We start from the raw sequence: 3,139 nt of genomic DNA on the forward strand, positions 1-3,139 counted from the left end.
GTATTATATCTCTTACATGGATTTGGTAATAACCATGCACAATGGGGTGGCTATACAAGTGTAGAACTATTTGCGGAAGAGAGACAGATAGCTGTTGTTATGATTTCTGGAGAAAACAAGTATTACATTGATCAACCACAGGATGCATTTTATGATTTTATTTAAAACGAGTTACCAGAATTTATAGAAGGAGTATTCCCAATTTCTCATAGAAAAGAGGATCGCTATATTGCTGGCTTGTCAATGGGTGGATTTGGTGCTTTATATCATGGCTTATCAAATACTCATAAATATAATGCGATTGGTGCTTTTTCAGCAGCAGTAAAAATGAAAGACAACCCTATTGACTTATATCAAGTATTAGAAGACAGTGATGGAAACATTCCAGTTTATATGACTTGTGGAGATAAAGATTTTATATATGAATCTGACGTTAAGTTTGTTGAAGCAATGAAAGAAAAAGGAATGAATGTTGATTGGATCAGTGTTAAAGATTATGAACATGAATGGCGTTTCTGGAATCTTGCGATTGAAAGATTTTTAGATTGGATTCCTAGAACAGATGAATATTCAAATGCAAAAAGAAAAGTATAGTGGAGGTAAATTATGAGTTTTCCTAAGAATTTCTTGTGGGGCGGTGCAACTGCTGCAAATCAGTATGAAGGTGGATATTTAAGCGGTGGTAAAGGACTAGCTACTGCGGATGTTATCACAAATGGTGATATGCATAATCCGAGACGTATTGTTATTGAGTTGGAGGATGGAACAAGACAAACAATTAATCGTTTTCAGGATGTTCCTAAGAATGCAAAGGCAATCATTGATGATTCTGTTTACTATCCAAGCCATGTGGCAACTGATTTTTATAATCATTACAAAGAAGATATTGCTTTAATGGGAGAAATGGGATTTAAGACATTTAGAATGTCTATTAACTGGACTCGTATTTTCCCTAATGGTGATGATGAGCAACCTAATGAAGAAGGATTAAAATTTTATGATAATGTTTTTGACGAATGTCTAAAATATGGAATTGAACCGCTTGTTACTATTAATCATTTCGACCTCCCTTTAAATCTAGCGGTTCAATATCAAGGATGGTTAGACAGAAGAACAATAGAATTCTTCACTAGATATTGTGAAACAATATTTACAAGATACAAAGATAAGGTCAAGTACTGGTTAACATTTAATGAAATTAACTTTTTAAGAGATTATACTACACTTGGTATCTTTGAAGCATCTCAAAATGTGCAGAATCAGCAGCAGGCAATTTATCATATTCTTCTAGCAAGTGCAAAAGCTGTTATGTTAGGCCATCAAATTAATCCTGATTTCAAAATTGGCTTAATGATTGCGAATATTCTATTCTATCCTGAAACATGTAAACCATTAGACTCAATCAAAGAAATGGAAATGGCAAGAGATTTTAAGGATTTCTATTATGATGTACAATGTCGCGGATATTATCCAAACTATAAATTAAAAGAATTAGAAAGACAGAACATCGTTTTGAAAACTGAAGAAGGAGATCAGGAACTTTTAAAAGAAGGTACTGTAGACTTTATTTCATTCAGTTATTATAACTCTTCTGTTATTTCTACTAAGGAAGTCAAAGAAGGTTCATCAGGAAATCAAATTGGAGGCGCTAAAAATCCTTATTTAGAGGAATCTGAATGGGGATGGCCTATTGATGCGGAAGGATTAAGACTTGTATTAAATCGTTTATATGATAAGTATCAATTACCACTCATGATTGTTGAAAATGGACTTGGTGCATTAGATACAATTGAAGAAGATGGATCTATTAATGATGATTATCGTATTAATTATTTAAGAAAACATATCGAACAGATAAAGATTGCTATCGAGTATGATGGTGTTGAAGTTTGGGGATATACACCATGGGGATGCATTGATTTGGTCAGTGCAGGTACAGGTGAAATGAAAAAAAGATATGGTTTTGTTTATGTAGATATGGACGATTTAGGAAATGGTTCTTTAAAAAGAACGAAGAAAAAATCGTTTAACTGGTATAAAAAGGTGATTCAATCAAACGGCGAAGAACTATAAGTAGTTATTAAGAAATGGTTGTGGTATAATTCTATAAGGTGAATTATATGAAGATTGAATATGATGAAGAATATGAAAATATAGATGGTGAAAATCTTAGCTTAAGGCGTTTTGATAAACATAAATATTGCTTATTTTTAGGTGATGTAGGAGAGAATCAGGAGTTATTTATTGTTGAACCTCATTGGCATGAATGGTTAGAAATTGTTCATATTACTGAAGGAGAAATGACTGTCTATACTCCGCAAGGAGAAACAATTGTTCATAAAGGGAACACTGTTGTTATCGGCATGCAGACATTACATAAGATAGTTGCAGAAACAGGACACTATAACTATCAATGTATACATATTAATATAGGTTTTATACTTCAACATATGTCTTCTTCTTTATTGAACGATAAAGTCTTTATTGTTCAAAATGAAGAAGAGTTCCAATCTTATTGTTCAACGATAATACAGCTTATAAATCATGATGATGTTTACTCACAATTAAGATATAAAGCAAGTATATTAAATATTCTTGCACTATGTGTTCAAGAAACACAATCTGATTTATTGGATGCAAAAGATGAAATTAACGATATATTTTCAGATATTCTATTCTATGTGAGTACACATTATCAAGATGATATATCATTGCAGAAATTGTCGCAGGAATTCAATTATACAACACAACACATTTCTTTGCTCTTCAAGAAGAATTTGAATACAACTTATTATACTTATTTAACCAAGATAAGATTAGATCGTGCTAAGTTTCTATTGATGACAACACAAAAGAGAAACTTAGATATCGCAATTGAGTGTGGTTTTTCAAATGAACATTCTTTAATAAGTCACTTTAAGAAGAGCTATCATGAGACACCCTCTCAATTTAGAAAAAAACATCAGATAAAAGACGAGACTATTTCTTAGGAAATAGTCTCTTTTCAAAGGAGAAAATTATGAAAAGTGTATTAGCTATTGATATTGGTGGAACTTTTATTAAATATGGATTGATTCATGAAAATTATCAAATCTCTAATAAGGGAAAAGTAAAAACACCAAATACTACAACAGAAGAT

Annotated in this window: 2 protein-coding genes and 1 pseudogene; all 3 read left to right on the top strand. The window is 31.6% G+C overall.

Annotated features, from left to right (window positions below; translation table 11 throughout):
• Positions 1 to 177 precede the first annotated feature (177 nt).
• Positions 178 to 594: pseudogene (locus ACT8VG_RS09245) on the top strand (alpha/beta hydrolase); the annotation flags it as partial.
• Positions 595 to 606: 12 nt separating this feature from the next.
• Positions 607 to 2,073 carry a glycoside hydrolase family 1 protein gene (locus ACT8VG_RS09250; RefSeq protein ID WP_418582372.1) on the top strand — a complete coding sequence of 489 codons (1,467 nt, stop codon included), beginning with the start codon at positions 607 to 609 and terminating at the stop codon, positions 2,071 to 2,073.
• 47 nt (positions 2,074 to 2,120) lie between these two features.
• A complete protein-coding gene (locus ACT8VG_RS09255) occupies positions 2,121 to 2,990 on the top strand; it encodes an AraC family transcriptional regulator (RefSeq protein WP_444195698.1) in 870 nt (289 codons plus the stop codon).
• Positions 2,991 to 3,139: the final 149 nt, after the last annotated feature.

This window comes from Catenibacterium sp. (genome assembly GCF_052354645.1).
GTDB classification, from domain to species: Bacteria; Bacillota_I; Bacilli_A; order Erysipelotrichales; family Coprobacillaceae; genus Catenibacterium; species Catenibacterium mitsuoka_A.

Bases quoted from the DNA above. Each gene is read 5' to 3' on its own strand.
- ACT8VG_RS09250 (WP_418582372.1), top strand. From the start codon at position 607: ATGAGTTTTCCTAAGAATTTCTTGTGGGGCGGTGCAACTGCTGCAAAT.
- ACT8VG_RS09255 (WP_444195698.1), top strand. From the start codon at position 2,121: ATGAAGATTGAATATGATGAAGAATATGAAAATATAGATGGTGAAAAT.